We start from the raw sequence: 26,972 nt of genomic DNA, 5'->3' as shown, positions 1-26,972 counted from the left end.
CAAAAGCCGCCAATAGTTGATCTTGAAGGGCGGCTCGATGCCTGGCCGTCACCCATTTGACCGAAGGTCGTTGGTGGTGATGCTGACTGCTGTCTGGGCCTGGGGCGGGACTGTGACCTCGATCGAGCGGACCGCGTATCCGCGGTTCAAGCGGCTGATCACCGCGCACGAGCTGCACTTGTTCTTCGCGCCGACGCGGGAGGAGACAGCGTGGGCCGCTGAGCGGATGGACTCCGATGGCCATCAGCTCGCGCTGTTGCTGGCGCTGAAGTCGTATCAGCACATGGGGCGGTTCCCGAAGCCGGATGAGTATCCGGAGATGGTGGTCGACTTCGTCCGCCGTACGGTCGAGCTGCCAGAGGGCACGTTCCCGCTGTACGAGACGGGCCGCACCACTGAGCGGCAACGTACGGAGGTGCGCCAGCGGGTGGGGACGAAGTACAAGCAGTCCCAGGCCCGGCGGATCGCTGAGGCGGCGATCCGTAAGGAGGCCGCGTCGAAGAACCGGCCCGCCGACCTGATCAATATCGCGTTGGAGAAGGTGGTGGCGGCCGGGCTGGAGCTGCCGGCGTTCTCCACCTTCGACACGATGACCTCCACGATCCGCACCGAGGTGAACACCTCAATCTGTTGTGGCATCCACGACCGGATGAGCGCCATGGAGCGGGCAGGGATGCTGCGGCTGCTGGAAGAGCGCGACAGCGACGGCACGACGCGGTTCAACCGGCTGAAGCAGACCGCCCAGGGACCGAGCTGGTCGCACTTCAAGCGCCTGTTCACGCACCTGGAGTGGTTGGACACGCTCGGAGACACCGCGGTGTGGGTGGACGGCGTCGCGTCGCCGAAGGTCACCGACTTCGCCGGAGAAGCAGATGTGGCGGACGCCTCCGAACTGCGGGACTACGCGGCTATCAAGCGGATCGCGCTGCTGGCCTGCCTCGCTCACAAGGCACGGATGCGGGTGCGCGACGATCTGACCACCATGCTCTGCAAGCGGGTCGCTATAAAGATCAAGAAGGCCAAGGAGGAGCTGGAGGAGATCCGGGTCGCCGAGCGGGAGATCGTCGAGGCCCTGATCGGGAACTACCGCACCGTGCTCAAGAACCTCGACGACGGCGGCCCCGCCCAGGAGGCGTTGGCGAAGGCCGCCGCGATGACCGCCGAGGCCGTGAAGGCCCTGGACGGGCGCTGTCACGTTGGCTGACCGCATGGGATGATCTTCTGGTTGATCATGCTCGGGAGGGTCTTGCTGCTGTGGAGAGTGCGTTGCCGTCGTATAGGGGGCACCGGTACCCGGTGGAGATCATCTCCCACTGCGTCTGGCTGTACTTCCGGTTCCCGCTCAGCTTCCGCGAGGTCGAGGAGCTGATGCTCGAGCGCGGCGTCATGGTGTCCTACGAGACGGTGCGCCGGTGGTGCCTGAAGTTCGGCCAGGCCTACGCGAACGGCCTGCGGCGCCGCCGTCCTCGGCCCGGCGATAAATGGCACCTGGACGAGGTCTTCATCAAGGTCAACGGCGAGGTGAAGTACCTGTGGCGGGCCGTCGACGTCGACGGCAACGTGCTCGACATCCTGATCCAGAACCGCCGCGACAAGGCCGCGGCCAGGCGTTTCTTCCGCAGACTCCTCAAAGAGACCGGCACGGTGCCGCGGGTGGTCGTCACCGACAAGCTCCGCTCCTACAGCGCCGCCCACCGCGAGGTGATGCCCTCGGTCGAGCACCGCTCCCACAAAGGACTGAACAACCGGGCGGAGAACTCGCACCAGCCCACCAGGCAGCGCGAGCGCGCGATGAAGGGCTTCCGCAGCGTCGGTGGCGCCCAGATTCCTGGCCGCCTTCAGCGGCATCTCGCCCCACTTCCGACCCGGCCGTTACCACCGCACCGCACCCGACCACCGCCTCAAAATGACCGTCCGCTTCACGATCTGGGACCAGATCACCGGCGCCGCCGGCCTGCCCGCCACGGCCTGACCGACAGCCGAGAGCCACCTCGACCACGCCCTGACCCACCGCCAGACGCCTATACCCCCGACAACGTGACAACGCCCGTAGTCCTTGTCGGTGGCGATGACTGATCACCTCAAGGACCCGCGTGGAGAAGGGCCCTGATGTGCGCCACCAGAGGCGGCGCACATGATCGAGGGGCGGCCTCCATGAGACCGCCCCTCGATCATGTGCCGGACCGCTGTACTCCAGCCGTCCAGCGGAATCCGCAGCTCAGGCAGTGAAATCCTGCCGGAGCGCTAGGAGATGGTGAACGTCTGGCTGTTGCTGCCGTCGTAGGGCCGCTGCTCGAACTGGCTGCCCTGGGTGGCGCCGGCGGTGAGGTAGAGGCCGCTGTAGCGGTTGGCGAAGTGGACGCGGCCGTTGCCGGCGTCTTCCATGCGCCATTCGTCGTTGGTGTGCGTGCCAGGGGCGTAGGAGTGCTGGATGATCTTCGCTCCGGCGGCCTGGGACGCGTCGCTCACGGCCAGGTCCTTGCCGCTGTTCTCGTTGACGATGCGCACGTAGCCCTCTTCGAGTGCCTTGAACTCGAAGCGCTGGCTAGAAACGTCGCCGATCGGCCGGCGGATGACCGGAGCGTGGTCGGCGAGGCTGCCTTCGCTCACGTCGATCACGTCGTTGGATCCGGCGACGGCCACCGTTCGGTAGCCGGTCGGTACGGGCGCCATCTGGCAGTCGACCCGGATCATGGCGGGTGCGCCGTTGGTCGGTCCGTGCTGGCTGGTGGTTACGGGGGTGATGGTGGTGCGGCCGGCGGCCTTGGCCGTGACCTTGCCGTTCTGATCGACGGTGGCGACATCCGGGTTGCTGCTCGTGTAGGTGACCGAGGGCAGCAGCGGCAGGATCTTGTCGGTGCCGTTCGTGGTGATCTCGTCGGCGGTGACCTGGGCGGCGTCCGTGGAGCTGAGGTTGGCGCGGAGGTTCAGCCCGTTGTCGAGGTTGTTGTCCTTGATGACCGCGCCGGACGAGCCGCGGTAGGAGAACAGGGCGGTGGAGTACGGCGACGCGGTGGTGACCGTACGGACGTCGGTCGTGGCGCCCGGCTCCAGGCAGCTGTTGTCGGCCCGGGCGGTGAAGGCGGTGTTGCGGTCGAGGCGGGAGACGTTGTTGCGCTCGAAGGTGATGCCGCCGACGCTCTTGGCGTTGAGGAGCTGGACGTCGCCGACCTTGAAGTCGTTGTCCTGGATACGGATGTTGCGGTGCACGGGCTTGGCGGCGTCGACGACCTGGTTGGTGGGCTCGACGAAGATCACCGGGCTGGCCGGGCGCAGGAACGTGTTGTTGCTGATCAGGACGTCCTGCACGGGACCGGACTCGTACCACTGGTACGCGTCGGAGGAGATGAAGATGCTGGACATCTGATTGGCGTCGAACACGTTGTTCTTGATGACGACGGGCTTGCGGGTGGTGACCAGGATGCCGCGGGTGGGGATGTTGACGAAGGTGTTGCCGCTGATCTCGACCTTGGGCGTGTACGAGGTGTTCTCCACCACGAAGTTCCCGGCGGTGACCGAGGCGGGGATGGCCTGGTCGAAGGTGACCGTCATGGTGGTCAGCGACTTGTCGTGGTCCAGGCCCGTCGGACCGTCGACCGAGACGACCTCGGCGGTGATACCGGGGACCGGCACCATGGTCCGCTTGTCCACGATCTCCACGTCGTCCCCCGGGTAGAACTGGGGGAACCCGGCCGTCTGCGCATGCTTATAGGCGAGGGTGAGCGTCTTGTCCGTGGGGCGGCCGGTGACCTCGACGTACGTGCCGTGGATGTTGATCGCGTCGTCGTGGGCGCCGTCGAAGATGTTGTTCCTGACGTTCACCGTGCCCTTGACGCCGGACATCTGGACGAAGTCGGCGAAACCGGCCGTGCTGCGCCCGGTGGCGGGGTCGGTGCGGAACTCGTTGCCCTCGATGGTGATGTTCTTGCTCATCTGCCCGAGGAAGCCGAACCCGTGCAGGTAGCGGGCCTTCAGGCCCTGAACAACGACATCCTTCGCCTCGAAGATGACGGCGGAAGCGGTGTCCCGGGTGTCCTCACGCATCTGGTAGACGAGGCCTCGGTCGGCCGGCGCCGTCGCGGTCGAGTAGTCGATGCGCAGCTTGTTGCCGGCAAGACTCGTCATCGAGGCGACATTGGTGAACAGCGGATTGCCGCCGCGCCAGGTGCGGTTCGCCACCGGGTCGTGAACCTGTGTGTAGCGCAGGCCGTTGACGCCGGACCAGTACGGCTGACCGGTCTCCGGGCTCTTCTCCCCGAGCCACGTCACCCGGTTGTTCGCCACGGTGAAGCCGTTGCCGGGCGGGATGTCCAGCACCCGGTACCCACGGCCGTTCGACACGCCCGTCTCACTGACGGCGGCATCGATGACCTTGGGGGCGGTGACGTCGAAGCTGAAATCGCGGACGGAGACGTTCTTGGAGCGGATGGCCGCGAACGTGGTCATCAGCCCGTGGAACTGCAGATGCGAGCCGCCGCCGTCGATCGTGACGTCACGCATGTCCTCGACGAGGATGCCGATCCGCTTGTCCCGGTACCTCTGGTCGGCGCCGACGGTGTTGGAGAGGTACAGCTCCCGCTTCTCCGCCTGCTCCGGGTAGATCTGGTAGGTCCCGCGCGGGAACAGCACCCGCACCGGCCCCTTCACGGTCTTCGCCTGGCGCAGGGCCTTCGCCACGGCTGCGGCGCTGTCGCTGTTGCCAGTCGGGTCGGCACCGAACGTCGTGACATCGACGACTGTCTCGGTGGGCTGGGCCTGTGCGGGCAGCGGCGCGGCGAGCAAGGCGCCCACGGCCGCTGCCAGGAGCGCCATCCACGCCTTGCCGCGAACGCCCTTCCTGGGCGGAAATGATCTGGCGGAGGCTGGTGTTGGTGGCACGTCGCTGTCGGGCGACATGGGACTGGTCTGCACGAAGATCTCCTATGAAGGTGAGAGTCGTGATCATGGAAGGGGCCGGGGCACGCAGCCGATCCGGCCGGACAGCGCGTTCACGGAAGCGGCCGTTGGGGACCGTTCCGTGGGGCTGTGTCCGTCGGCACCTGCCCCGCCCCTCCGCACGGGCCGGGTGCGGTCCGTGCGGAGGCGTGTGGGTGTCACGCCACAGGACGTGGCTGGCGCGAGTGTGGACGGGCCTTGCCCGTCCGGGGCGAGGGACGGGGGCCTTGCCCGTCCGGGGGGAATGCCGTGATCGGGTGTCAGTGGGGGAGTCCGACTGGGCGTTCGCCGCTGCGGCGCTGCTGGATTACGACGGCGACGATGAGGAGGGCGCCCTGGGCGACGTTCTGCCAGAAGGTGTTGATGCCCTGGACGGTGAGACCGTTCTCGAGGCAGCCGAGCAGGGCCACGGCGAGCAGGGTGCCGCCGATGCCTCCCTTGCCACCCTTGAGGGCTGCGCCGCCCAGGGCGGCGGCGGTGATGGCCTTGAGTTCGAGGCCCTCGCTGCCGGAGACGGGCTGGCCGGAGCCGGTGCGGGCGGTCAGCAGGATGCCGGCGATGGCGGCGACGATGCCGATGAGGGCGTAGACGCTGATCAGGTACTTGTTGATGTTGATGCCGGCGAGGCGGGCGGCGGTGTCGTTGCCGCCGATGGCGTACAGATTGCGGCCGATGTCCGTGTACTTGAGCAGCAGGTGGACGGTGACGGCGACGACGATCAGGATCCAGACCATGACCGGCAGACCGGCAATCTTGCCGCGCCCGAGGAAGATGAAGAAGTCGTTGTTGAGGACGTAGCCCTGGGCCCGGCCGTCGGACAGGAGTTGGGCGAGTCCCTTGTACGCGGCGAGGCCGGCGAGGGTGGCGATGGTGGGGTTGACCCGGCCGTAGACGATCACGAGGCCGTTGAGGACGCCGATGAGGACGCCGGCGCCGATGGCGGCTGCCATGCCGAGGAAGGCGTTGGAGCCGGTGGTCGTGAAGACCATGGCACTGATGACGGAGGCGACGCCGACCTGAGAGCCGACGGAGATGTCGAGGCCGCCGCAGATGATGACGACGGTTTGCACGATCGCGAGCAGACCGGTGATGGTCGCCGCCTCGGCGATGACCTGCATGTTCGACAGGCTGAGGTAGTTGTCGTTGAGGATGCCGAACAGGACGAGGACGAGGACGAGAGCGCCGACGAGGCTGATGTTCTGCCCGCTGATGCGGGAGAGCAGCTTGGGCCGGGAGGATCCGGCGCCGTTCGAGGATTCCTTCACGGCCGGGTCGGGGGTGCTGGTGAGGGTCATGAGGAGGCTCCGGAGGAACTGGCGCCGGCGATGTCGTCGGCCATGGCAAGGGCGAGGATGGATTCTTCGGTGGCTTCGTGGTGGGCGAGTTCGCCGGTGATCCGGCCGCCCTGCATCACGACGACGCGGTCGGCGAGGCCGAGGAGTTCGGGGAGCTCGGAGGAGATGACCAGCACGGCCACGCCTTCGGCGGCGAGGTCGGCGATGATCTGGTAGATCTCGGCCTTCGCGCCCACGTCGATGCCGCGGGTCGGCTCGTCCAGGATGAGCACCTTGGGCTTGCGGGCCAGCCAGCGGGCGAGGACGACCTTCTGCTGGTTGCCGCCGGAGAGTTTGCGGACCTCGTGGTCGACGGAGGGGGTGCGCACGCGCAGCCGGTCGGTGAACTCCTGGGCGAGGGCACGTTCGGCGCCCCGCTTGACGAATCGGAAGCGGCGCAGGCGGTCGAGTACGACGAGTGAGGTGTTCTCGCGGATGGTCTGCTGGAGGAACAGGGCCTGGGCCTTGCGTTCCTCGGGGGCGAGTCCGAGACCGGCGCGGATGACGGCGCCGGGCTTGCCCGAGGGCAGCGGGATGCCGTCGAGGGTGACGGATCCGCTGCGGAAGGGCAGGTCACCGGCGAGAGCGAGGGCGAGTTCGGAGCGGCCGGCGCCGATCAGGCCCGCCAGGCCCACCACTTCACCGGCGTGCACCTGCAACGAGATGTCCCGCACGTCGTCGGTGGTGAGGTCCTTCACGTCGAGGACGAGGCGGTCGGTGGCCACACGGCCGCGTACGAACATGCCGGCCAGATCGCGTCCGACCATCAGGCGCACGAGTTCGCCCTCGTTCGTCGTGCTCGCCTGCTGGACTCCGGCGAGGGCGCCGTCGCGCAGGACGGCGATGCGGTCGGCGAGCTGGAAGATCTCCTGCATGCGGTGGGAGACGTAGATGACGGCGATGCCCTGGTCCCGCAGTCGGCGGATCAGGGCGAACAGCGCGTCGACCTCGTGCTCGGACAGCGAGGAGGTCGGTTCGTCGAACGCGATCGCCTTCGGCGTCACCGAACCGGTCAGGGCCCGCATGATCTCGACCAACTGGCGCTGGGCGGGGGTGAGGCGGGAGCCGATCAGGTCGGGATCGAGGACACCTGCGAAGCCGAGCCGCTCCAGGTCGGCCCCGATCCTGCGGCGCAGTTCGGCACGGTCCAGCATCCGGCCGGCCTTGCGGGGCAGGGCACCGGCGTAGACGTTCTCGGCGACGGAGATGTGCGGGATGATCTCCGGTTCCTGCGGGATGATCCGGATGCCCGCCGCCCGCGCTTCGGCCGGAGAGGAGAGCGTGACCTCTTCGCCCCCGATCAGGACGTGCCCCTCGGTCGGCTGGTGGTCCCCGGCGAGGATCTTCAGCAGGGTGGACTTGCCCGCACCGTTCTCGCCCATCAGCGCGGTGACCTGTCCGGCCGGGAAGTCCAGGGTGACGCCGCCGAGCGCCTGCACCGCACCGAAACGCTTGGTGATGCCCGAGACCCCGACGGAGTTGGCGGCCGCATCGGCAACTTGGGGCGGCGGGGGGCCGGGATCGGCGGCCGGACTGGGGTCTGTGCTCATGATGGGGTCACCTCGAGGCGCGTCGTACAGGGCGGAGAAGAGCGGTGCCGGCCCCCACGGGCGGGTGCGGGCCGGAACTGCTGTGGTTCCCGCCGACCGCCTGTCGGCCGTCGGCGGGAGGGGGGTCAGTTGCAGGTGACGCCGCTGGACTTCCAGTTGGCGCGGTCGACCATGGTGGTGGGGGCGAAGGCTTCGGCGGGGAAGTCCTTGCCGTTCTTGAGCTTGTCGTACATGGTCTGGACGGCCAGGGCGCCGACGTCCTTGCCGTTGATGAACAGGGCCGCCTTCATGCCCGACGGCTTGTCCGTCTGCCACTCCTTGCAGGCGAGGTAGGCGCCGAGGCCGACGCCGACGACGTTGGCGGGCTTGATGCCGGCGTTCTGGAGCGCGGTCACACCGCCCATGACGTTCTCGTCGTTGCAGCCCCAGACCACCCAGTTCTTGACGCCGGGGTTGGCGGTGACGGTCGCGGCGATCTTGTCCTGTGCACCGGTGGGCGTGTTGTCGGTGGGCACGTCGATCGTCTTCACACCCGGCACGGCGGCGTCGAAGGTCTTCTTCGCCGCGTTGACCCGGTCGCCGCAGACCGTGACGTCCTGCTTCCAGGCCGAGATGACACGCGTGTCGGCCGCGGAGAAGCCGGACTTCTCGAACTCCGCCGCCGCCCGCTTGCCGACCTCGGTGCCCATCTGCTCACCGCTGAAGCCGATCCGCGGCACCAGGTCCTTGGCATCGCACTTGGTGGGGTCGGGTCCGGTGGTGCAGATCTGGTCGTCGGAAGTCAGCAGGGCGACCTTGCCGTCCATCGTCGTCTGCGCGACCTGCGGCCCCACGGCCGGGTCCGGGACGACGATGATGACGCCGTTCGTCTTCTGCGCGATGGCGGACTGGACCTCGCTGACCGTCTTGTTGGCGTCGTTGCCCAGGTTGACCACCTTCAGGTCGATCCCGAGCTCGTCGGCCTTCTCCTTCGCGCCGGCTGCCTCGCCGACGAAGTACTCCTGGTCGCCCTGCTTCTGCAGGTACGTGATCGAGATCTTGCCGTCGACCTTGGCGGCGGTGCCCTCCTTGACTTCCTCCTTGCCGGAGGAACACGCCGTGCTGAGCCCGAGGGTGAGGAGCAGGCCGATCGAGGCGGCGACGGTACGGCGGTGCGGGGTGCTGAGCATTGCGGCTCCAGAGGGATGAGCGGATGGTTCGTGGGAGCAGATGAAGGCGAGCGGTACCGGCAGCACGGCGTTGTTTTCCGCAGGCGCGGCCGGTACCTCAGGCGGTTCGGACACGGCGTCGCTCCGACCGTTTCCGAGGACCTGGAGGCTCGACGGGTGGCTGCACTGTGCTGCCCTGCTCCGTGGCGACCCTCTGTGGTCCCTGGGCGATGATCCTGCGATCGAGAAAGCCTTCTGTCAAGAGTTTGCATAATTAATGTCCACGGGTACGGTGTGGGCCATGACAGAGCAGACAAGCCGCAGGTTCCATGGCCGCGTGGCGGTGATCACCGGCGCAGCCGCAGGTATTGGAGCGGCGGCGGCAAGGCGTCTCGCCGCGGAAGGCGCGTCAGTGATCGTCGTCGACATCGCCGACGAAGCGGGCCGGGAGACGGTTGCGGCCATTACGCAGTCGGGCGGCCGGGCCGAGTACTGGCACGGGAACGTGGCGTCCGCGTCCATGTGGGCCGACCTGGCCCAGCACGTCGATTCCCGGTACGGGCAGCTGGACGTTCTCCTCAGCAACGCCTACGCGGTGGTCGTCAAACCGGCAGACGAACTGACCGAGGCGGAATGGGACACTCAGCTGGACGTCACGCTGAAGGCATCCTGGCTGGGTGTACGAGCCTTCGCCGGGGCGCTGCGCGACAGCGGCGGCTCCGTGGTCCTCACCTCCTCGGTGCACGCGCTGGTCGGCCTGCCGGGCCACACCGCTTACGCGGCCGCCAAGGGAGCGCTCTGCTCGATGGGCCGTCAGCTTGCGGTCGAGTACGGACCACAGGTCCGGGTCAACACCATCCTGCCCGGGCCGATCATGACGGCCGCCTGGGACCGCGTGGACGACGAGGGACGGTCGGCCAGCGTGGCCGAGACGGTGGCCAAGCGATTCGGCACACCCGACGAGGTCGCGTCCGCAGTCGCGTTCCTCGCCTCCCCCGAGGCCTCGTACGTCACCGGTGCCACCCTCGTGGTGGACGGCGGCTGGTCCGTCGTCAAGGCTTCCTCATAACGCGCACGAAGACCGCCCGGCCGTCGTTCGGGCAGGGAAATCAGAAGGGGAGGCCGTTCGTGAATCCGCCGACACGTAACCTGCACCATCAGATTGTCGACATCATCGGTGAGCGCATCGTCAGCGGTACGCACGAGCCGGGGTCGTCGCTCTACCCGGACCGAATGGAGCAGGAACTCGGCGTCAGCAAGACCGTGCTCCGCGAAGCGCTGCGCGTGCTCGCCTCGAAGGGCCTGATCGAGTCCCGGCAGAAGCGCGGAACGTTCGTCCGGCCCCGCTCCGACTGGAATCTGCTCGACAGCGACCTGCTGCGATGGCAGGGAACGGGCGCGGTGGACGAGAACTTCCTGACGAACCTCGGCGAGGTCCGCTCCATCGTGGAGCCCGCCGCCGCGCGACTCGCCGCCCGCCGCCGGGACGACGCCGATCTCGCGACCCTGACCGAGGCGCTGAAGCTCATGGCGGAAGCCGGCGGCGACACCCAGGCCTCCGTGGAGGCCGACCTGGCGTTCCACCGGGCGCTGCTGAGCGCGGCGCACAACGAGCTGCTGACACGCATGGAAGTGGTGATCGAAGCCGGACTGCGGGTCCGCGACCACCTCGTGCACAGCGGGGAGGGGTGGGGCGACCCCGTACCCGCACACCGGAGCGTGTTGGACGCCGTACGCGACCGCGACCCGGAAGCGGCCGAGCGTGCCGTGCAGCACCTGCTCGACCAGGCAACCGCCGATCTCGACGGCCTGACACACGACGTAAAAGATCCGCACCGAGGGGGCACCGGATGAAGATCACATCCCTGGAGACGTTTCTCGTCGCACCGCGCTGGCTCTTCCTGCGCATAGCCACCGACGAGGGCATCATCGGCTGGGGCGAACCCGTCGTCGAGGGCCGCGCGGAAACAGTCCGCGCCGCCGTCAACGAACTGGCCGATCTCCTGATCGGTGAGGACCCGCTGCGCATCGAGCACCACTGGCAGGTCCTCACCAAGGGCGGCTTCTACCGCGGTGGCCCGGTCCTCTCCAGCGCCGTCGCCGGCATCGACCAGGCCCTGTGGGACATCGCGGGCAAGACGTACGGCGTTCCCGTGCACCAACTGCTCGGCGGCCATGTCCGCGACCGGCTGCGGGTGTACGCGTGGATCGGCGGCGACAGCCCCGAGCACGTCGCCGAACTCGCCCGCGAACAGGTCGAGGCCGGATTCACCGCCGTCAAGATGAACGGCTCGGCCCAGATGCGCGCCATCGACACCCCCGCGCAGACCCAGGCCGTCATCGACCGCGTAGCCGCCGTACGCGACGTACTCGGACCCGACCGCGACGTGGCCATCGACTTCCACGGCCGGATGTCGACGGCCATGTCCCGGCGGCTCCTGCCGCTGCTGGAGCCGCTGCACCCGCTGTTCGTCGAGGAACCCGTTCTCCCCGAACACGCCCGCGATCTCCGCCGGCTCGTCGACTCCACCTCGGTACCGCTCGCGGTCGGTGAACGGCTCTATTCACGCTGGGACTTCCGCGACGTGCTGAATACCGGCATCGCCGTCGCCCAGCCCGACCTGTCGCACGCCGGCGGCATCTCCGAGGTCCGGCGCATCGCCGCCGTCGCCGAGATGCACGACGTGGCCATGGCGCCCCACTGCCCGCTCGGCCCGATCGCCCTCGCCGCCAGCATGCAAATCGGCTTCGCGACACCGAACTTCCTCATCCAGGAGCAGAGCCTGGGCATCCACTACAACCAGGGCAACGACCTCCTCGACTACCTGATCGATCCGGCGCCGTTCCGTTTCACCGACGGTCACGCCGACCGGCCCACCGGACCGGGCCTGGGCATCGACATCGACGAGGACGCCGTCCGCCGCGCCGCCGAGACCGGGCACCGCTGGCGCAACCCCGTCTGGCACCACAGCGACGGATCGTTCGCCGAATGGTGAACCACATCACCCTCACCGCCGGGACCGACCCCGACCACGGCGGCCGGTGGACCTCTCTCGCCGGCGCCGGCCGCGAGTGGCTCTGGCGCCGCCCGGACCCCGCTCGCCACACCGTGCGTCCCGGTGATGGGTTCGTCGACGCCGGTGGTCTGGAGGAGTGCATCCCCACCATCCGGGGCGTCCCCGACCACGGCGACGCCTGGTCACGCCGCTGGCGGCGGGTGGGCGACGCCGACGTGGTGGAATGCGGCGACTTCGTCCTGCACCGGAGCGTCGTGCACCGCGCGGGTGCCGTGCGGGCCCGGTACCGGCTGTCCGCGGACCCCGGATACCGCCTGCTGTGGGCCGCCCACGCACTGCTCGACCTCGGCCCCGGCGCCCGGCTCCACGCACCGGCCGGCACGGCCACCCGGATCTTCCCCGAGGCCGCCCGCCTGCTCGACGAACCGTGGCCCGGCAACGCCCCGTACCTCACCGGCGTATGGCCCGCACCGCTCGGACTGGCACTGGACCGCTTCGGGCCCGCCGACGGCACCGCCGTCGGCGCCGTCCTCACGGACTGCTCGGATGTGACGGTCACCGACGGGCCGGATGCTCTCCGTCTGACCCTCCACACCGACGCCGACGTCCCCCTCTCGGTCGCCCTGTGGCGCAACCTCGGCGGCTACCCGGACACCGCGCCCTACCGCAGCATCGGCGTCGAACCCATGCTCGGATCAGTCTTCGATCTCACGGAGGCGGGAAGGGACGATGCCGCCGTCGTTCCCGCCGACGGCGAACTGCGCTGGGAACTCGAGATCACCATGACCCGCACGACTCCTCAGGAAAGCGCCCCATGAAACTGACCGAACTGCCGTACCGCACCCTCGCCATCGTGCGTGGAAGCGACCGCGTCGCCGCACTGCGCACCGTACTCACCCTCGCGGAGGAGGGCATCACCGCGGCCGAGGTGTCCCTCACGACCACCGACGCCCTCTGGGTGATCGAACAGGCCCGCCGCGAACTCGACCCGCAGGCCCTCCTCGGCGCGGGCACCGTCCTGACCTCCGACGACGCCGCCCGCGCGACCGACGCGGGCGCCGGCTTCCTCGTCACCCCGGGCGTCGTCGAAGACCTCAGCACCGCACTGCCCGTCCTGATGGGCGTCCTGACGCCCACCGAGATCATGACCGCCACCCGACGCGGTGCCCTCGCCGTCAAGCTCTTCCCCGCCTCCATCGGCGGGCCCGCGTACCTGTCCTCGCTGCGTGCCCCGTTCCCCGACGTCCCGTTCGTGCCCGTCGGCGGCGTCGACGCCCCCACAGCCCTCGCCTACCTGTCCGCCGGAGCCGTCGCCGTCGGTGTCGGCTCGCCCCTGATCGGCGACGCCGCCGACGGCGGGGACCTGAACGCCCTGCGCACCCGCGCGGCTCAGTGGCGCACCGCGCTGGCCGAGGCGGTGACCGCATGACCGCCCCTGCCGGGCCCGAGGTGGTCACCGTCGGCGAAGCCATGGCCGCGCTCCGGGCCACCGGCTCGATCAAGCTCGCCGCGCCCATGGAACTGTCGGTCGCCGGAGCCGAGGCCAACGTCGCCATCGGCCTGTCCCGGCTCGGGCACCGCGTCGCCTGGGCCGGGTGTGCGGGCGACGACGAGTTCGGCACGCTCATTCTGCGGACACTGCGCGCCGAACAGGTCGACGTCAGCCATGTCCGTACCGACACCGACGGACGGCCCACCGGCCTGCTGGTACGCGAGGACGGCATCGGCGACCTCGCCACGGTCCGCTACTACCGCACCGGTTCCGCCGGATCGGCGATCCGCCCCGAGGACATCCTCCCCGCCCTCGACCGCGGTGTGCGCGTCCTGCACCTCACCGGCATCACCCCCGCCCTCGGCCCGTCGGCCGCCCAGGCGGTCCAGTCCGCGGCCACCCGCGCCCGGGAACTCGGCGTCACGGTCTGCCTGGACGTCAACTACCGCGCCCGGCTGTGGTCGGCCCAGCAGGCGCGCGACACACTGCTCCCGCTGTCCCGCACGGCGGACATCCTCGTCGCCTCCGCCGACGAACTGCACCTGATCAGCGACGACCCGTCACTTGACGAGGACGACGCCGTCGCGGCACTGCTCGCGCACGGCATACGCGAGGTGGTGATCACCCGCGGCGGCGACGGCGCGAGCGTCGCCACCACCGGCGGAACCGTCACCGCCCCCGCCCGGCGCGTACCCGTCAAGGACGTGATCGGCGCGGGCGACGCGTTCGTCGCCGGCTACCTCTCCGCCCTCCTCGACGGCCTCGGCGTCGAGGACCGGCTGCACCGCGCCGCGACCACCGGAGCCTTCGCCGTCGCCACGCGGGGCGACTGGGAAGGCCTGCCCACCCGTGCCGACCTCGCACTCCTCGACAGCCCCGCCGGAACCACCCTGCGCTGACCCACGAAGGAATCACCATGCACCACGACCACTCCCCGGCCGGCATCTGGGCCCAGGGCGACTACGAACTGGGAGAGGGCGCCCGCTGGGTGGACGGCCGGCTGGTCTTCGTGGACATCCTCACCGGACGCCTCTTCGAAGCCCCCGGCTCGGCCCCCTCCTCCGGCCCGGCGCGGGAACTGCTGCGCCTCGACGTCCCGCTCGGCGCCGTCGCCCCCGTCCAAGGGCGTCCTGGCCACTGGATCGCCGCGGCCGGCACGGGCATCGCCCTGCTCGACCCCGACGGACGTACGGAGTGGCTGGCCCGCCCCGAGGACCACACCCGTGTCCACACCCGGATGAACGACGGCGTGTGCGACCCCCACGGCAGATTCTGGGCGGGCAGCATGGCCTACGACGCCACGCCCGGCGCCGGATCCCTCTACCGCACCGACCCGGACGGCTCCGTCCACCGCGTGCTCGACGGCCTCACCATAGTCAACGGCCCCGCCTTCACCGCGGACGGCAGCACGATGTACGTCGCCGACAGTGCGGCAGGTGTCATCCACCGGTGCACGCTCGACCGGGCGGGAGACGTCCTGGAGAAGGCGGAGTTCGCCCTCCTCACCAACGGGGGCAGCCCCGACGGTATGACCGTGGACACCGACGGCCGTCTGTGGACCGCCATATGGGGCCGCGGCACCGTCCACCGTTACGAACCCGACGGCACGCTCACCGCGACCGTCCGGCTGCCCGTGCCCCAGCCCACATCGGTCTGCCTGCTGCCGACCGGCGGAAGCCTCCTTGTCACCACGGCCCGACACGGGCTCACCGGCGACCACGGCCTGTCCGGGGCCGTCCTGTCCGTACCGACCGACGCCGCCGCGCCCCCCGCCGCCGCGTACACGATGCACTGACCACGTTCGCCTACCGCTTGCGCAACAGCGCGCAGACGAAGTACTCCTCCACGGTCCGCAGCCGCTCCAGCAGTTCCGGCTTGTTCGTCTTGTTGCCTGGGTGGTGAGGGAGACGGTCAGCGACCGCTTGCCGTCCGGGGTGGCTGCGATGAGCGGGCCGGTTGAGCAGTGCGGAGCGCAGGAGCGCGCAGGACGGCGACGACGCCGCGTCGGTGCCAGCGGGCGAAGTGGTAGTAGACCGTCTGCCAGGGCGGATAGTCAGCGGGCAGGGCCCGCCACTTCACGCCGTGTCGCAATGCCGTTGCTTGAGCTACTGAAGTATCGCGGGCGTAAGGGTGATGACCTTCTCCGGAACCCGTCGTGTGCCTCGCCTGACCTGGTCTTTCTTGCGCACGATGTACTGCGAGACCGGATGGCGGGTGTAGCGGTCCGCCTCGCGTAGCCGTCGGAGACCGTTGTCGAGCTTGCGTACGACTTTCGTGGCCATCCGTTTCATAAACTGCCGCAGACGGCGGGCCGACCGGCCTACCTGGAGAACAACACTGCGTCGTGTGTGTTTAAGGACCTTGACGAACGAGATCCGGTCGGGGTCCAGACCTTCGCCGTCGGCCAGCCGCATGATGATCCGGTTTAGACAGTGATGGAGGGTCAGGTGAGCCCAGATCTCCTGCCGCACCAGTTCCGGCGACACCGACCGCAGCACCTCGGCCCTCCCCCGCTGAAAGGTCTTCAGCTGTCGGTAGGCGGATTCGATCTCCCAGCGCTCGTGATACAGGGCTGCCAGCTCCTCGGCGGGCCAGGCCTCGGGGTCGAGCAGGTCGGTCAGCAGCCTGGTTTCTCGCCGCCGTCGACCTGGTAGTCGATCACCCTCACTGTCACCCCGCCCGGATGGGAGCGCCGCTGCCCGGCGAGATTCATCCGGGTCAGATAGGTCCCGTCAGGCAAGACCTCCATGGGCTTCGCGGCGACGAAGGTGCGGGCTCTGATCAGCAAGTGTGCTCCGGCCTGCGTGTAGGCCTTCCACAGTGCGACGCCGGGGAAGGCCCGGTCCATGATCACCAGCATGCCGGCGGCACTGCCGGCCATCTCTGTCGCCAGGGCGGGCTCGCCACACCGCCCTTGAAACTGCCTATCCGCGCGTCGATCGTCGCGTGCGTACCGGTCTCGGTCAGCGTCACCACTCTGGCCTGCGGGCCCGATGGGCCGACCGGCACTGTCCACCTGCCCACCAAAAGCAGCACGTGTCATATCGTTTTCCGGCACATCCAGCAAGAACCCGTCGACGGCGGCAATTCTCATCCCGCGCCAGAACGCCGTCTCGAGTGGGGGCGGAGCGATCGCCCCCGCCACGCGGCGGAACACTCCTTCCAACGGTGCGGCCCCAAGGTGCTGCCGGGCCCTGGTGAACGACGACTTGTTCGGGACCGACTGGTCCATCTCGGCCAGGGCCCCGACCAGGTTCTCCGCGACATCGTCGTAGGAGTCCTGCTGGAACAGCGCCAGAGCAAGCACGAAGTAGACCATGAACCGGCTCGATAGGGGACGGGGCTTGGCGTTTCCCCGACCACACGCGGTCAGCACCTCGTCCACCAGCTCAGGAGCGATCCACTCGGTGAGCAACCCGAGCCGGACCTCATCAGATAACCCGATCCATGGATGCATCTCTGGTCAACGAATCAGCACCCCGGCGGTCACCGTGCCGGGGAGAGGGACTACGTGCACCTATCAAGCAACGGCATTGGCCGGTGTCGACCACGTAGCGGATGACGTCGACGATCTCGCGACGGTGCCACTTCTCCGGCCTGCCGCCCGTTTCGGTCTGGCAGGCCGGGACGGGCAGCAAGGGTTCGGGCAGTGCCCACTCCGAGCCGGACATCGAGGCCTGCCAGATCTGCATTCCGGAGACGGGGCTGCTACGGGAGTAGGCCGAGCGGTCAGGTGATGTCGTCCGGAGCGAGGTCGGGGCGCAGGCGGTGCCAGGAAGGATGGCGCAGCCGGCCCGCCCGGGTCCGGGTCCGGGTCGCGTAGCGGACTTCGCCGACCAGACGGGGCAGCACCCACCGTGCGCCGGCCACCTCGGGCACCTCGTCAAATGGGCACTCGTCGATCGCAGCAACCTGGAGCAGGCCTGCGAGGGTGGTGCGTTCCGTGTCACTCCAGCCTGTCCCGACACTCCCCACATACCTCAGGGCGCCCTCGCTCCACTCCCCCACCAGCAACGCGCCGGGCAACCGGCGAGCCGGCCACGGCCGGGCACCCACCCACCGACGATCACGTCGACAGTACGGACGTTGCCCTTGCCGAAAACGTCATCCATTGAGGTCATGCGGCATGTCGGTACTCGTGGAGAATGCCGCCGAGGCGATCGCGGCGGCGTATGTCGAGGCGGGCGATCTCGTCCGGATCAGTGATCGGCGTGGGCAATGGATACAGCGGGCGGGCATTCGCGATGCCCTGATGCGGCCGATGGGAGGTGTAGAACTGTTCGAACGCGCGCAAGGCGTGGAGCAGATGCCGCTGATTCCAGGTCAACGTGCGGTCCAGCAGCTCGCGCCGGCAGGTCTGCACCCACCTCTCCATAATCGAGTTCATTCTCGGCATCCGGACGCCGCTGAGCACAACCTCGATGCCCGCATCGGCGAGGATCGCGTCGAACAAGGCGGGGAACTTCCCGTCCCGGTCCCGGATCAGGAACCGCGCCCGGCAGCGTGCGTCCTCCAGGTCCATGACGAGATTCTTCGCGGCCTGCGCCACCCAGGCGGCGGTCGGGTGTGCCGTGGCGCCCAGAATCCGGATCCGCCGACTGCCGTGCTCGATCACTGCGAGCACGTACATCCGTGCCCCGGACAAGGTGACCGTCTCGAAGAAATCGCACGCCAGCAGGGCGTCGGCCTGCGAGCGCAGGAAATCCGCCCACGTACTTGAGCTCCGTTGGGGTGACGGATCGATCCCGGCCTCCCGCAGGATCTCCCAGACCGTGGAGGGGGCCACCGTCACGCCCAGCACCAGCAGCTCGCCGTGGAGGCGTCGGTAGCCCCACGTGGGATTTTCCCGTGCCAGGCGCAGCACCAGGGCGCGGATGGAGCGCACGGTGCGGGGCCGACCCGGGCGCTTCGGCTTGGACTCGGCGGCGTGGCGGCGGGCGACCAGGTCGCGGTGCCAACGTAGCACCCTGTCCGGCTGGACCAACAGCCGCAGCCTGCGCAGCACGTCCCGCGGCAGCCGGTGCAGCAGCGCCGCCAGGAACGCCCGGTCGCTCGGGCTGAACCGCACCTTCTCCTTACCGAGTTGGCGCTCCAGCACCGACAGTTGGTGGCGCAGGGCGAGGATCTCCACGTCCTTGTCCCGATCGCTCATCGGTAGCAGGCGCAGCAGGGCGAACGCGTTCGCCATGCCCAAGTAGGCCAGTCGCAGCAGCACGGTTGGTCATCATGCCGCGTTGATCGATAGCCGCGCGACGGCGCAGACTCGACCGACCGCGCTCGACATCCCGTACACCCCGCACACCAGCTCCGACCAGGGCGGATGAGGTTATCGGCAAGCGCAGTGCCCGGAGCGTCGGGCCCCGGCATCACGATCTACGTGCACAAGCGTCCATGCGCCCTGCCCGTCTCGGCCCGGCCGCAGACGTACCCGCAGCGCAGGCCCTGATCTCCCGCCCGCGACTGACGCCGATCGGTCGCGGGCGGGTTCTACTCCCGTACGAGGTCGGCGAGCGGTACACCGAGCATGTCGGCGAGCGGGGCACTTTCTCGGTCAGCCGCTCGCGTGCCGCCCAGGGACGGCGTGTGCGGGCTTCGGCGACGACCGTGACGGTTGGGGGCTCACCTGCGGGCGGCCCGCCGCCGGGTCATCCGCCCCTTCGCCGAGTGGTCCGTGCTCCGTGAGGCACGTCGGGAGGCCGCGCAAGGCCGATACAGCGCCAACTCGGCTTCCGCCAACCGCAACGACGTCCGACCGCGCAGTGACCGCTCCTGTCAGCCTCCGTTTCCGGTGCTGACTGTACCCACGGCATGGCTCAGCACGAAGTCGCGCGCCAGGCGTGCGGCCTGCTCACGGGCCTCGAAGGTGATGCCGTGCCGAGTACGCGGCAGGATCACCAGACGTGCGCCAGGGATCTCCGATGCCATGAGTTCGGCGACCTGAGCGCGGACGATGGGGTCCTCCGCGCCATGCAGCACGAGAGTAGGAGCCGTGATTTCATGCAGCCGGGCAGTGCAGTCGTGGTTCTGAATCGCTGTCATGCGGCGTGCGTCGGCGTCTACGGGACGCCCCCGCAGGGCGCGCTTGGTGTCGGCGACGAGCTGCGGGTCGTTCGCCTGCCCTTCGGGTGTGAGGAGCAGGTCCAGCACGAACTGCGCCCGCGCGTCCGGCCCCATGGCGACGATGCGGTCACCAAAGCTCTCGGTCATGGTCCAGCTCGGGGTGGCGCCTGACAGTATGAGAGACGCGACCCGCTGGGGGTAGTGGATCGCCAGGTGCATGGCGATCGCTCCGCCGTACGACACTCCCATAACATGCGCGCGCTCAAATCCCAGCGCGGCAAGGAAGTCGGCGCAGTCAGCAGCTTGCCGAACGATGTCGTACGGCTCGGGCCCGTTGAGTGTGTCGCCGGTGTCGCGCTGGTCGAAGCTGATGGCCAGGATTCCAGCACCTAACAGGGGGCGGAAGGCATCAAACTGCCCCCTATGGCTCTCCCCGCCATGCAACAGAACCAGCGGTTCACCCTGGCCGGACTCAACGTAGGCAATATCGATGTCGCCGACTTTGACGTGCTGAAACCCCTCAGAACTCACGCGCTCACCTCCACAGGCGTGCGTCCATCGCCTCGGCGAAGACGGGATCGGCACAGGACGGCGGGCTCGCTGCCACCGAGCGGTGGGAACGCTCGATCATCTGGTCACTCACTCTCCGATCGCCTCAAAGCTGAGTAAGCATGGGAACCGGGTATCGCCCAGTCGCTGGTTCACCTCTGCCCCGACCACTACTCCACAAACGAACCATTGGCTCGTTGGCCGGTATAGCCGCACCCGTACGAGGGCGTTGTCAACTTGTTCGGGGCGGGGGTGTTGAGGGCGTGGTGGGGCCGGGTGGAGGCCTGATGGTCAGGCTGCTGCGGGCAGGTCGGCGGTGCCGGTGACCTGGTTCCAAACGGTGAAGCGGGTGATCATCTCAGCGCGGTACTCGGACGCGGCCATCAGATGTCGGCGGGGCCGGAAGTGGGGCGAGATCTGGCTGAAGGCGGCGAGGAACTTCTGGGCGGCGCGGCGTGAGCGGAAGTACTTCCTCGCGCGTTCGCGCTGCCTCGTTGGCTGGCGGGAGTTCTCGGCCCGGTTGTTCAGGCCCTCGTGGGAGCGGTGCTCGACCGAGCGCATCAGCTCGCGGTGCGCGACGCCGCAGGAGCGGAGCTTGTCGGTCACCTGCACCCGCGGGACCCGGCGGTGCTTCTTCATGAGCTTGGCCAGGAACCGCTTCGCGGGGCGTTGTCACGTTGGTGCGGTGTTGATCGATTGAGGGCGCGTCAGGGTGTGTAGGGGTTGGGTGGGGGCCTGGCTTACGCTGCGGTGGGCAGGGCGGTGGCGCCGGTGATCTCGTCCCAGATGGCGAAGCGGGTGGTCATCTCGGTGTGGTATTCGGTGCCGGTCATCAGGTGGCGGCGTGGTCGGAAGTGGGGCGAGATACCGCTGAACGCGGCCAGGAACCGCTGGGCTCCGCCGACGGAGCGGAAGCCCTTCATCGCGCGTTCGCGCTGCCGGGTAGGCTGGTGGGAGTTCTCCGCCCGGTTGTTCAGGCCCTTGTGGGCGCGGTGTTCTACGGAGGGCATGACCTCGCGGTGGGCCGCGCCGTAGGAGCGGAGCTTGTCGGTAACGATCACCCTCGGCACCGAGCAGGTCTTCTTGAGCAGTTTGTGGAAGAACCGCCTGGCCGCGGCCTTGTCCCTTCGGCCCTGGACCAAAATGTCGAGCACGTTGCCATCGGCGTCGACGGCCCGCCACAGGTACTTCAGCTCACCGTTGATCTTCACGAAGACCTCGTCCAGGTGCCACTTGTCACCCGGCTGCACACGCCGGCGGCGCAGGCCGTTAGCGTAGGCCTGCCCGAACTTCGTACACCAGCGGCGGACCGTCTCGTGGGAGACGAGCACGCCGCGCTCAAGCATCAGCTCCTCGACCTCGCGGAACGACAGCGGGAAACGGAAGTACAGCCACACGCAGTGCGCGATGATCTCCACCGGGTACCGGTGCCCCTTGTACGACGGCGGCGCGCTGTCCACGGACGCCCCCTCCCAGCACGACCAACCCGAAGATCATCCCACCCGGTCAGTCAACGTGACAGTGCCATTGGAAGGTCTGCGCGCTCACGACGAAGAGGCAATCGAGCTGCTTGCCATTCCGCAGGAGCCGCAGAAGGACGTGGCGCAGCCGTCCGAATACATCGGTCCGCCGCCCGAGGAAGGCGAGGACGAATCCCGCCTGCTGCTGCGTTTTGCGGCCCCGCGTGACCCGGTGATGGTCGCAAACTGGGTGTCCTTCAACGTGATCGGCACGGAGAAGCAGGACTGGGCGCGCGGCTGGGCGTCGCTCAAGAAGTTCACCGAGCGTGAGCTTCACGCCAGGGTTCCGTACAGGCACAAGGAAGGCGCGTACCCGCTTGGGCAGTGGGTCGCTGAGCAGCGACGGGCCTACGGGGCGGGGCAGATGACCGGCCTGCGCGCGAAGCGGCTGGAGAAACTGGGCATGGTCTGGTCACTGGCCGATGAGCGGTTCCGGGAGAACTTGGAGGCCGCCAAGGCGTACTACGAGCAGCACTGGACGCTGTGCGCGCCCCGGACCGCGACCATGCTGGACAAGCCGGTGGGGCAGTGGCTGTCCAACCTCCGCCGCCCGGCGCACTGGACGGCAAGCCGGAGTGGGAAGCCGCGCTGGAGGCCGTCGACGAGGACTGGAACCCGTCCTGGTCACCGGAGTGGCAGCGGCACTACGCCGTGGTACGCGAGATGCTCGCCGAGGAGACCATCCTCGCGTACATCGAACCCGGGGTCACCGTCCACGGGATGGACATCGGGAAGTGGCTGGCCAGACAACGGAAACCGGAGATCTGGGCCGCCCTGACCTCCGGGCAACGCGAGCGTCTGGAGACCATCGGCGTCGTGCCGATGGCGGCAGAACTGGAAACGCTGGCGAAGCCGTCCACGACACCCGTGGGGGCCTTCGAGAAGGGCGTGGCAGCCCTGGCGCAGTATAAGGCGCGTATGAGCTCTGTGACCGTCCCCAGGGGCCACGAGGAGCGGATCGTGATCGACGGACAGGAACACCTCATGAAACTGGGTGTGTTCCTGAGTAACAGCAAGAGCCGCCGGGCCAAGCTCACCGCGGACAAGCTCCAGCAGCTCGCCGCGCTCGGGCTGGAATGGGCAGCAGCGGCAGAGGAAGAAGCAGTGTGATGGCCGCACGCGAAGAAGAGCAGCGCGTGCAGGCAGCCGTACAACGGCACGTCCGCACCAATGCCTTCGCGGAGGCGGACAAGGTCATCTCGTTCGTGCTGTCCGACCCGCAGGTGCAGCAGGCGAGGGCACAGATCGGGGCGGCGGAGACGGAGCTCGGCATGGAGTTGTGCGCCCGCCTTCAGCCGTTCAAGGACTGCTACGAGCAGGCCGTGCGCGATGGCGACGCGGACCGGCTCACCGGGATCTGTCCGGGCAAGCACGGCCACTGGGGCCGGATCTGTGTCCTGGATGACGGCCACGAGACATCGATGGAGGAACCGCACTGGGGCCACAACAGCGAGGGGCAACCGATCGCATGGGTGAGCAGCGCACCCGACGACTGGTGAGTCCACCAGGCCGTGCCGCCGCACTCGGACTGGAGTCGGCGGCGGCACAAGGCTGATGAGCAGGGCCCGGGGCGCGCTGTGCGGCCCGGGGTCTCTCGCTGCTCCGGGCCAGCGGCATCGCACTGGGGTTCGTGTAGGCCCTGGGATCCGGGGCTGCTCCCCTGCGGGCTACGTGACGGCGGGAAGGGGCTCCGTGAGGCGGTCCAGCCGCGTGCAGAGCGCCCGCACGAGACGGGCACGGTTCTGGACGCAGCGGGCGGTGCGCTCCAGCGCTGCGGGTATGCGTCCGTCGCGGGGCCATAGCGCGGTGGCGCCGGCAGGTTGAGTAGCCGCGGCCAGGGGCGTGGGTGGCGTTCACGAAGCGAGCCGAACGGGTCACGATGTGCCTGGCGAGGCGGCATGATCGGGTGATGCTCGAATTAGGGGAGCGCCGTGATCGGCGTAAGTGGCAGGTTGTGCGCGTTACTTGTGCGGTGTTGGTCGTGGCGGGCGTGGCTTTCGCCGTATGGAGCATCGCCAGTGGGCGTGGGCTTAAGCCCGCTGATGTTGCGACTCTTATTGGTGTGCCGATCGCTGTGACCAGTCTGGTGATCGCTGTCGTGGCGTTGCGTAAGCCGGTCGAGGACAGTGGTGCCGAGCTCGCGCGTAAGCGTGCCGAAAGGCTGGCCAAGCAGGTCGAGGACGGTGAGAGCGAGGTGTGGTGGCAGTTGCTCGGTGGCGACACTCAGCGCATCAATCTCGCCTATGTTTTGCACTCCGCGACCGAACGGGCTGCGGCGGCTCCGCCGGCCGGGCATACGTTCACCGACGGCCCCGCCATCTTGCCTGATGTTCTGGAGTATTACCGCTCCACAAGGCCCCGTCGTCTGGTTGTCACCGGGGCGGCCGGGGCGGGAAAGACTGTCCTGGCCCTGGAACTCATGCTCGCCCTCATCAAGGACCGTGCCGAGGGCGATCCTGTCCCGGTGCGGATCTCACTGGCCCAGTGGGACACCGATCAGCCCCTGGCCACCCTGCTGGTGAAGCGTCTGGTCGATGCCTATAAATGGCCTGCCGGTATGGCTGCTGGACTGGTCGGTCACGGGATGGTGCTGCCGGTCCTGGACGGGCTGGATGAGATGGATCCCCTGCGTGCGGACGGTACCCCCGACCCCGAGGCGCCCCGTGCCCGCGCGGTTCTGGAGGCGCTCAATGCCTACCAGGACGGTCGGGAGGCAGGCCCTCTCGTACTGACCTGCCGCACCGGGCACTACGACGCGCTCGCTCCCGTGTCCCGGCTGATCGACGCCGCCCGCGTCGCCATCGCTCCTATCGACACCCGCCATGCCGTTGCCTACCTTCGCGCCCGGGCCCTGGACACACTTCGTTGGCAGCCCTTGATCGACCACCTCGACACCCAGCCCGCCGGCCCGCTCGCCACCACCTTGTCCACGCCCTGGCGGCTGTGTCTGACCGCCACCGTCTACCACCGCGACGGCAACCCCTCAGAACTCCTCCACCACACCGACGGGCACGACCTCGACCAGCACCTCCTGGCCCGCTACGTCCCCGCCACCATCGCCAACACCCACAACCCCCACCGCTACCGGCCCGAAGACGTCCACCGCTGGCTCCACCACCTCACCGGCCACCTCGCCGGCACCACCACAGGAGCCCCAGCCACCGACATCACCCTCCACCAGCTCTGGACCCTCGCCGGCACCACCCGCGTCCGCATCACCGACCTCATCCTCACCACCCTGGTCCTCGCTCCCGGCTGCTGCCTCGCCACCGCCCTCGCCCTCGACCCCGACTTCTGGGGCTTCGAGAGCGGCAGCCTTCCAGTCACCGTTATCGCCGTGTGCACCGCGTTCGCCGGCGTCATCGCCTTCCGACCGACCCCCAAACCCAACCGTCTCCGCAGTATCCGGGAAACACTCCAGCACGGTTTCATGGCCAGGTTCTGGGCCAAATTCAAGACCTGGTTCATCGTCGGCCTCACGATCGGCCTCACGATCGGCTTCACCGCCGACTCCACGGCTGCCGTGACCAACATCGTGGGCAACATCGGGGCCAGCATCGTCACCGGCATCGTGATCGGCATCGTGATCGGCATCGTCGGCGGATTCACGGGCGGGCTGGCAGGTGGGTTCGCAGACGGATTCAAGGCCAGTTTCTGGGGCTGGTTCGTAGTTGGGCTTGTGGCCAGCATCGGGCTCCTGCTCGTCGAAGAGCCCGTAGACAGGTTCTCCGATCTGATCGGAATCGCGCTCTTCGCGGGGCTTGGGTTCGGGCTTTTCGGCGGGATCGCGGGTGGGTTCATACGTGGGTTCAAAGGGGAGCCCACCACCGCAGCCAGCCCTCGGTCAATCATCCGCAACGACACGGTCTACGGACTCCTGATCGGACCCCTGACCGGACTCCTGATGGGACCCCCGATCGGACTCCTGATCGTGGACGAAGCCGCGGGCGTAACACTCGCTTTCGGGTTCATAGTTTGGATTGTGGTCGGGCTCGTGAGCGGGTTCGCCGGCGCGGCGCGGCGGTACGGGGTGTTCTTGCTGTTCTCACGCGGCAAGCTGCCCTTCCGCCTCGCTGTCTTCCTCGACTGGGCCGTCACCGCCGGACTCCTGCGCTTCAGCGGGCCCGGCTACCAGTTCCGCCACCGCGAACTTCAGCAATGGCTCACCGCCCATCCGCACCCCTGAGCTCTGGCGCCGGGCATTCACACCGACGCAGACCTATGGTCCCAGGCGGTCGAAGCGGCCTGGGACCTACGGCACGTGCCGGCACCGACGAAGCCGTGCTCCAGAACGGGGCGCCCCCTGCGGCCGTCAGGCAGCAGCAGGAGGTCACGGCGCAAGACCGCCGTGACATCGAGAGGCTGGCCGCCGCCCGTTCCGCGCCGGCCAGGAACGGGCCGTGAAAGCGCTGCTCCCCGGGGGGCACGTGGAGCAGCTGGAGCACGGGAGTGCGTGTAGGCACGGGGATCCGGGGCTGCTCCCCCTGCGGGCTACGTGGCGGCCGGGAGGGGTTCTGTGAGGCGGTCCAGCCGCGTGTAGAGGGCCCGTACGAGGCGGGCGCGGTTCTGGGCGCAGTGGGCGGTGCGTTCCAGTGGGGCGGACAGGCGGCCGTCGGCTTCGCGGAGGACGACTTCGGCGAGGGCGCCGCGGCCGTCGCTCTTGGGCAGTGCGGCGGCGTGGCGCTGTCGGTTCTCGTGAACATCAACCTGCCAGACCCACGGGACAGGGCGGCCTGCTTCCCGAAACCCGCCTCTCATCATGCGCAGTGCCGGACATCCGGCCCGGCGCGCGCGGCCCCGCCGACGCGCGAGGGGAGGCCCGACGACGCCGGTCCCCCTCAGCGCACTCTCTTTCGGTGTGCTAAGGACGTCGTTCCTGATGTTGATCGTTTCTGCGGTCGCCCATAAGGGTGAGTTCGCTGCCTGGGCGTTCCCACTACGCAGGAGCCGCCGGTACGACTACGACATGATGAAATCTCTTGTGGCGAGCATGGCCGTTGTCACACTCGCGTTCGGGGCCTTCACGCTCGGCTCGACAGCACACGCAGCGGAGTCCCCCGTCGCCGCAGCGGCGTGTGCTGTCGGCGGTCCCCACACCGACTTCAAGGGCACCGACATCCGCATGCGCAACAAGCCAGGCGGGGACGAGGTCGGGTGGGCCAACCAGGGCGACTGCGCGTACTTGATTCAGAGCGATCCCGGTCCCCGGATCGATTGCCCGGACGGCTCCAACACGATCGCCTGGCATTTGGTGCGGAACGAGCGCACTGGCGTGGTCGGCTACGTTTCCGCCTGCTTTCTCTAACGGCATGCCTCATCAGGGCTGTCTGGCCACCGCCTAGCCACGATTTTTTCGTGCTGGCTGTG

Annotated in this window: 22 protein-coding genes and 7 pseudogenes; 14 read left to right on the top strand and 15 right to left on the bottom strand. The window is 68.5% G+C overall.

The window, feature by feature from the left end:
- Positions 1-79 precede the first annotated feature (79 nt).
- Together OG953_RS42630 and OG953_RS42625 are read left to right on the top strand one after the other, a co-directional pair.
- Positions 80-1,204 (top strand): DUF4158 domain-containing protein, encoded by a 1,125-nt coding sequence (locus OG953_RS42630; protein ID WP_405691425.1) that lies wholly within the window; start codon positions 80-82, stop codon positions 1,202-1,204.
- Between the two features lie 50 nt (positions 1,205-1,254).
- Positions 1,255-1,972, top strand: a pseudogene (locus OG953_RS42625) (IS6 family transposase).
- 272 nt (positions 1,973-2,244) lie between these two features.
- Here the strand turns inward: OG953_RS42625 and OG953_RS42620 are convergent.
- The 4 genes from OG953_RS42620 to OG953_RS42605 all read right to left on the bottom strand — a co-directional run bounded on the left by OG953_RS42620 (position 2,245) and on the right by OG953_RS42605 (position 9,102).
- Positions 2,245-4,812, bottom strand: coding sequence for an RICIN domain-containing protein (locus OG953_RS42620; RefSeq protein WP_405691423.1), 2,568 nt, complete (start codon positions 4,810-4,812; stop codon positions 2,245-2,247).
- A gap of 383 nt (positions 4,813-5,195) precedes the next feature.
- Positions 5,196-6,230, bottom strand: coding sequence for an ABC transporter permease (locus OG953_RS42615; RefSeq protein ID WP_405691421.1), 1,035 nt, complete (start codon positions 6,228-6,230; stop codon positions 5,196-5,198).
- A complete protein-coding gene (locus OG953_RS42610; RefSeq protein ID WP_405691419.1) occupies positions 6,227-7,819 on the bottom strand; it encodes a sugar ABC transporter ATP-binding protein in 1,593 nt (530 codons plus the stop codon). The genes OG953_RS42615 and OG953_RS42610 overlap by 4 nt, the downstream gene beginning before the upstream one ends.
- Positions 7,820-7,944: 125 nt before the next feature.
- Entirely contained in the window at positions 7,945-9,102 is a 1,158-nt protein-coding gene (locus tag OG953_RS42605; protein WP_405691417.1) for a substrate-binding domain-containing protein, read from the bottom strand.
- Positions 9,103-9,268: 166 nt separating this feature from the next.
- On the opposite strand from OG953_RS42605, the gene OG953_RS42600 reads away from it, so the two are divergent.
- From OG953_RS42600 to OG953_RS42570, 7 genes are read left to right on the top strand one after another with little or no spacing between them, the layout of a single operon-like run.
- A complete protein-coding gene (locus OG953_RS42600; RefSeq protein ID WP_393702504.1) occupies positions 9,269-10,036 on the top strand; it encodes an SDR family NAD(P)-dependent oxidoreductase in 768 nt (255 codons plus the stop codon).
- A 59-nt stretch (positions 10,037-10,095) separates the two neighbouring features.
- Positions 10,096-10,821 (top strand): FadR/GntR family transcriptional regulator, encoded by a 726-nt coding sequence (locus OG953_RS42595; RefSeq protein ID WP_405691415.1) that lies wholly within the window; start codon positions 10,096-10,098, stop codon positions 10,819-10,821.
- Entirely contained in the window at positions 10,818-11,963 is a 1,146-nt protein-coding gene (dgoD, locus tag OG953_RS42590; RefSeq protein ID WP_405691413.1) for a galactonate dehydratase, read from the top strand. The genes OG953_RS42595 and dgoD overlap by 4 nt, the downstream gene beginning before the upstream one ends.
- Complete coding sequence (locus tag OG953_RS42585) at positions 11,957-12,802, top strand: hypothetical protein (protein WP_405691411.1); 846 nt, start codon at positions 11,957-11,959, stop codon at positions 12,800-12,802. The genes dgoD and OG953_RS42585 overlap by 7 nt, the downstream gene beginning before the upstream one ends.
- Positions 12,799-13,413 carry a bifunctional 4-hydroxy-2-oxoglutarate aldolase/2-dehydro-3-deoxy-phosphogluconate aldolase gene (locus tag OG953_RS42580; protein ID WP_393702512.1) on the top strand — a complete coding sequence of 205 codons (615 nt, stop codon included), beginning with the start codon at positions 12,799-12,801 and terminating at the stop codon, positions 13,411-13,413. The genes OG953_RS42585 and OG953_RS42580 overlap by 4 nt, the downstream gene beginning before the upstream one ends.
- Entirely contained in the window at positions 13,410-14,375 is a 966-nt protein-coding gene (locus OG953_RS42575) for a sugar kinase (RefSeq protein ID WP_405691409.1), read from the top strand. The genes OG953_RS42580 and OG953_RS42575 overlap by 4 nt, the downstream gene beginning before the upstream one ends.
- Positions 14,376-14,392: 17 nt before the next feature.
- Entirely contained in the window at positions 14,393-15,271 is an 879-nt protein-coding gene (locus OG953_RS42570) for an SMP-30/gluconolactonase/LRE family protein (protein WP_405691407.1), read from the top strand.
- Positions 15,272-15,465: 194 nt separating this feature from the next.
- On the opposite strand, the pseudogene OG953_RS42565 reads toward OG953_RS42570, so the two are convergent.
- From OG953_RS42565 to OG953_RS42520, 10 genes and pseudogenes are all read right to left on the bottom strand, one after another.
- Positions 15,466-15,567: pseudogene (locus OG953_RS42565) on the bottom strand (transposase); the annotation flags it as partial.
- A gap of 14 nt (positions 15,568-15,581) precedes the next feature.
- Positions 15,582-16,088 (bottom strand): transposase, encoded by a 507-nt coding sequence (locus tag OG953_RS42560; RefSeq protein ID WP_405692416.1) that lies wholly within the window; start codon positions 16,086-16,088, stop codon positions 15,582-15,584.
- A 5-nt stretch (positions 16,089-16,093) separates the two neighbouring features.
- On the bottom strand, positions 16,094-16,933 hold the full coding sequence (locus tag OG953_RS42555) for a transposase domain-containing protein (protein WP_405691405.1): 840 nt from the start codon (positions 16,931-16,933) through the stop codon (positions 16,094-16,096).
- Positions 16,934-17,012: 79 nt separating this feature from the next.
- Positions 17,013-17,168 (bottom strand): annotated as a pseudogene (locus OG953_RS42550) (transposase); the annotation flags it as partial.
- 37 nt (positions 17,169-17,205) lie between these two features.
- Positions 17,206-17,558: pseudogene (locus OG953_RS42545) on the bottom strand (ATP-dependent DNA ligase); the annotation flags it as partial.
- A 35-nt stretch (positions 17,559-17,593) separates the two neighbouring features.
- Positions 17,594-18,691, bottom strand: a complete 1,098-nt coding sequence (locus OG953_RS42540) for a helix-turn-helix domain-containing protein (RefSeq protein WP_405691403.1) — start codon at positions 18,689-18,691, stop codon at positions 17,594-17,596.
- Between the two features lie 557 nt (positions 18,692-19,248).
- Complete coding sequence (locus tag OG953_RS42535) at positions 19,249-20,067, bottom strand: alpha/beta fold hydrolase (protein ID WP_405691401.1); 819 nt, start codon at positions 20,065-20,067, stop codon at positions 19,249-19,251.
- A 309-nt stretch (positions 20,068-20,376) separates the two neighbouring features.
- Positions 20,377-20,748 (bottom strand): annotated as a pseudogene (locus tag OG953_RS42530) (DDE-type integrase/transposase/recombinase); the annotation flags it as partial.
- A gap of 77 nt (positions 20,749-20,825) precedes the next feature.
- Complete coding sequence (locus OG953_RS42525) at positions 20,826-21,545, bottom strand: IS6 family transposase (RefSeq protein ID WP_405691399.1); 720 nt, start codon at positions 21,543-21,545, stop codon at positions 20,826-20,828.
- A 46-nt stretch (positions 21,546-21,591) separates the two neighbouring features.
- Positions 21,592-21,882: a hypothetical protein gene (locus OG953_RS42520; protein ID WP_405692522.1), complete on the bottom strand. Its 291-nt coding sequence runs from the start codon at positions 21,880-21,882 to the stop codon at positions 21,592-21,594.
- On the opposite strand from OG953_RS42520, the pseudogene OG953_RS42515 reads away from it, so the two are divergent.
- The 4 genes and pseudogenes from OG953_RS42515 to OG953_RS42500 form a co-directional block, all read left to right on the top strand.
- Positions 21,781-22,107: pseudogene (locus tag OG953_RS42515) on the top strand (helicase associated domain-containing protein); the annotation flags it as partial. The gene OG953_RS42520 and the pseudogene OG953_RS42515 sit on opposite strands and share 102 nt — an antisense overlap.
- Positions 22,108-22,133: 26 nt before the next feature.
- A complete protein-coding gene (locus OG953_RS42510) occupies positions 22,134-22,715 on the top strand; it encodes a helicase associated domain-containing protein (protein ID WP_405691398.1) in 582 nt (193 codons plus the stop codon).
- Positions 22,715-23,104 carry a hypothetical protein gene (locus OG953_RS42505; RefSeq protein WP_405691396.1) on the top strand — a complete coding sequence of 130 codons (390 nt, stop codon included), beginning with the start codon at positions 22,715-22,717 and terminating at the stop codon, positions 23,102-23,104. The genes OG953_RS42510 and OG953_RS42505 overlap by 1 nt, the downstream gene beginning before the upstream one ends.
- A 563-nt stretch (positions 23,105-23,667) precedes the next feature.
- Entirely contained in the window at positions 23,668-25,791 is a 2,124-nt protein-coding gene (locus OG953_RS42500) for an NACHT domain-containing protein (RefSeq protein WP_405691394.1), read from the top strand.
- A gap of 305 nt (positions 25,792-26,096) precedes the next feature.
- Here the strand turns inward: OG953_RS42500 and OG953_RS42495 are convergent.
- Positions 26,097-26,291, bottom strand: a pseudogene (locus OG953_RS42495) (restriction endonuclease); the annotation flags it as partial.
- Positions 26,292-26,484: 193 nt separating this feature from the next.
- Between OG953_RS42495 and OG953_RS42490 the strand changes: the two are divergent.
- Positions 26,485-26,910 (top strand): hypothetical protein, encoded by a 426-nt coding sequence (locus OG953_RS42490; protein ID WP_405691392.1) that lies wholly within the window; start codon positions 26,485-26,487, stop codon positions 26,908-26,910.
- Positions 26,911-26,972 lie beyond the last annotated feature (62 nt).

It is taken from the genome of Streptomyces sp. NBC_00057 (assembly GCF_045041165.1).
Classification (GTDB): Bacteria; Actinomycetota; Actinomycetes; order Streptomycetales; family Streptomycetaceae; genus Streptomyces.
This window is presented reverse-complemented; position numbering and strand designations above follow the sequence as displayed.

Bases quoted from the DNA above. Each gene is read 5' to 3' on its own strand.
- OG953_RS42555 (WP_405691405.1), bottom strand. From the start codon at position 16,933: ATGCATCCATGGATCGGGTTATCTGATGAGGTCCGGCTCGGGTTGCTC.
- OG953_RS42505 (WP_405691396.1), top strand. From the start codon at position 22,715: ATGGCCGCACGCGAAGAAGAGCAGCGCGTGCAGGCAGCCGTACAACGG.
- OG953_RS42585 (WP_405691411.1), top strand. From the start codon at position 11,957: ATGGTGAACCACATCACCCTCACCGCCGGGACCGACCCCGACCACGGC.
- OG953_RS42610 (WP_405691419.1), bottom strand. From the start codon at position 7,819: ATGAGCACAGACCCCAGTCCGGCCGCCGATCCCGGCCCCCCGCCGCCC.
- OG953_RS42570 (WP_405691407.1), top strand. From the start codon at position 14,393: ATGCACCACGACCACTCCCCGGCCGGCATCTGGGCCCAGGGCGACTAC.
- OG953_RS42620 (WP_405691423.1), bottom strand. From the start codon at position 4,812: ATGGCGCTCCTGGCAGCGGCCGTGGGCGCCTTGCTCGCCGCGCCGCTG.
- dgoD (WP_405691413.1), top strand. From the start codon at position 10,818: ATGAAGATCACATCCCTGGAGACGTTTCTCGTCGCACCGCGCTGGCTC.
- OG953_RS42600 (WP_393702504.1), top strand. From the start codon at position 9,269: ATGACAGAGCAGACAAGCCGCAGGTTCCATGGCCGCGTGGCGGTGATC.
- OG953_RS42490 (WP_405691392.1), top strand. From the start codon at position 26,485: ATGTTGATCGTTTCTGCGGTCGCCCATAAGGGTGAGTTCGCTGCCTGG.
- OG953_RS42575 (WP_405691409.1), top strand. From the start codon at position 13,410: ATGACCGCCCCTGCCGGGCCCGAGGTGGTCACCGTCGGCGAAGCCATG.
- OG953_RS42615 (WP_405691421.1), bottom strand. From the start codon at position 6,230: ATGACCCTCACCAGCACCCCCGACCCGGCCGTGAAGGAATCCTCGAAC.
- OG953_RS42580 (WP_393702512.1), top strand. From the start codon at position 12,799: ATGAAACTGACCGAACTGCCGTACCGCACCCTCGCCATCGTGCGTGGA.
- OG953_RS42630 (WP_405691425.1), top strand. From the start codon at position 80: ATGCTGACTGCTGTCTGGGCCTGGGGCGGGACTGTGACCTCGATCGAG.